General features: G+C 32.5%; 2 protein-coding genes. Both read right to left on the bottom strand.

The window, feature by feature from the left end:
• Positions 1 to 4 precede the first annotated feature (4 nt).
• On the bottom strand, positions 5 to 133 hold the full coding sequence (locus tag AC061E_RS16660; protein ID WP_478287256.1) for a hypothetical protein: 129 nt from the start codon (positions 131 to 133) through the stop codon (positions 5 to 7).
• Positions 130 to 258 (bottom strand): hypothetical protein, encoded by a 129-nt coding sequence (locus tag AC061E_RS16655; RefSeq protein WP_478287256.1) that lies wholly within the window; start codon positions 256 to 258, stop codon positions 130 to 132. The genes AC061E_RS16660 and AC061E_RS16655 overlap by 4 nt, the downstream gene beginning before the upstream one ends.
• Between the last annotated feature and the right edge of the window lie 47 nt (positions 259 to 305).

The raw sequence follows: 305 nt of genomic DNA, 5'->3' as shown, positions 1-305 counted from the left end.
TTAATCAATCAATACTGTTGTTTAATAGTGAAGGAATTAAGGAAGAAGGTGTTCGTAAAGCATCGTGATGCTGCATTATTTTGTCAAATACTTTTCGAACACCTTCTTCCTTAATTCCTTCACTATTAATCAATCAATACTGTTGTTTAATAGTGAAGGAATTAAGGAAGAAGGTGTTCGTAAAGCATCGTGATGCTGCATTATTTTGTCAAATACTTTTCGAACACCTTCTTCCTTAATTCCTTCACTATTAATCAATCAATACTGTTGTTTAATAGTGAAGGAATTAAGGAAGAAGGTGTTCG

This window comes from Flavobacterium sp. GNP011, from assembly GCF_056428925.1.
This window is presented reverse-complemented; position numbering and strand designations above follow the sequence as displayed.